General features: G+C 63.7%; 2 protein-coding genes and 1 pseudogene. 2 read left to right on the plus strand and 1 reads right to left on the minus strand.

Annotation, left to right across the window (positions count from 1 at the left end; translation table 11 throughout):
- Both VGF12_RS05885 and VGF12_RS05890 read left to right on the plus strand, forming a co-directional pair.
- A partial coding sequence (locus VGF12_RS05885; RefSeq protein WP_331175110.1) for an acyl-CoA dehydrogenase domain-containing protein occupies positions 1-535 on the plus strand: 535 nt, incomplete at its 5' end.
- A gap of 136 nt (positions 536-671) precedes the next feature.
- A complete protein-coding gene (locus tag VGF12_RS05890) occupies positions 672-1,079 on the plus strand; it encodes a PA2817 family protein (RefSeq protein ID WP_331175111.1) in 408 nt (135 codons plus the stop codon).
- A 353-nt stretch (positions 1,080-1,432) separates the two neighbouring features.
- Here the strand turns inward: VGF12_RS05890 and VGF12_RS05895 are convergent.
- Positions 1,433-1,654: pseudogene (locus VGF12_RS05895) on the minus strand (polysaccharide biosynthesis protein); the annotation flags it as partial.

Below are 1,654 nucleotides of genomic sequence, written 5' to 3' on the forward strand. Positions count from 1 at the left end.
GGGCCAGCCCGCCGATCAGGAGGCGCTGCTGCAATGGGCGCTGGAAGACTGCCTACACACATGCGAAACCGCTCTGCGCGACATCCTGCGCAACTTCCCCAATCGCATTCTGGGCTGCCTGTTGGGCGCACTGGTCTTCCCCTTCGGCGCGCGCCATCCAGGCCCGTCGGATGCGCTGGATGCCGAGGTCGCGACCATCCTCGGTCGTCCCGAAGGCGATCCGGCGCTGGCACGCGTGCTCGATGGTTTCTATCGACCGCAGAGCGCGGACGAGCCGCTGGGCAGCTTGCACCATGCCCTGCATAACCTGACGGCCAGCCAGCCGGCGGCGAAAAAACTGCACCAGGCGCTCAAGAGCGGCTCGCTCAAACCGGCACCGGGCAGCGATCCGCTCGCGGCCGCGCAGGAGGCGGGGATTCTCGACGAGAACGAGGCAAACCGCCTGTACGCCGCCGAAGCCGCCCGCCGACGTGTTATCGATGTGGACGACTTCAGCCAGGAGGAACTGCGGCTGCCGCCCGGATGCGTGCGTTAGCGGCACCTGACGACGCAGCATCTCGGCTGACGCCGCGTGCCGAACCCCCGGCACGCCCGCGAGTCAATCGAACAGGCCCGCCCGACGGCGCGCCTGTCTATAATCGCGCCCCCAGAAACCCGACACAGGTGCACACATGGCCAATCCCTATCACGACTACAACCTTGCCCTGCTAGCCCATCTGCGCGGCATCCTGCTCGCGATGGGCGAAGCCGAGCAGGTTTCGGAGGACAGCCACGCGCTGTTCCTCGAACGCTTCGATGAACTGATCATGAACCTGCAGAACGTGCCGGAAGAACGCCACCTGGGCCAGGACCTGATCTGCCAGGTCTTCCACCGCTACCCGCAGATCGCCCACCTCGTCCCGCGCGACCTGCTGTGGTTCTTCGGCGGCGATTGCCTGCACTTCATGCCTGACGAAGAAATCGCGATATTCCAGCAACTCGAAGAACGCCGCTACGAAGCCGAGCAGAACGACGAGCCGTTCGACTGGAACCATGAAAAGCAGCTGCTCAGCCTGCCGGAAGAAAGCCCGCGGCATTAATCATTCGGGCAACGCCGGCCGCTTGCGGTTGCGTGGTAGTGGTGGTGGAAAACGCCGCGCGGTTTTCCACCCTACGCATATGCCAGCCGCCCCCGGTAGGGTGGACAACGCGAAGCTTGTCCACCATGCCTTGCAACGGGAAGCCCGACCAGCGCTTGCGGTTTGCGGACGAGTGATGGTGAAAACGCTGCGCGATTTTCCACCCGGGCAGGACAAGTACGCTTGTAGGGTGGGCTTCAGCCCACCAAGGGGCCGCCGCCAAAGCCAGGACGCATGGCCGAGACACGCAGCGATGGGCTTTAGCCCACCCTACACACTGCACCCGGAAGTACCTCAACCGAAAAGAACGCCCTTCACTCCCCCGGTTCCGCTCGTCGCTGCTGATATATCCAGTCGACGATCTCCCCCTCCGGCTTGTAGCCACTCACCACTTCACGCAGCAGCTGACGCACCTGCGGGTAGTCATCTTCATCGACAGCCGCCATCAAGCGGCTGAGCAACACTTTTAGCTGATCCCACGAGAGGTACTCCTCGTTCGCGGTCATGATCATCGGATGCTCCGTGGGGCTGACGTT

This window comes from Roseateles sp. (assembly GCF_036404855.1).
Taxonomy (GTDB): domain Bacteria; phylum Pseudomonadota; class Gammaproteobacteria; order Burkholderiales; family Burkholderiaceae_C; genus Pelomonas.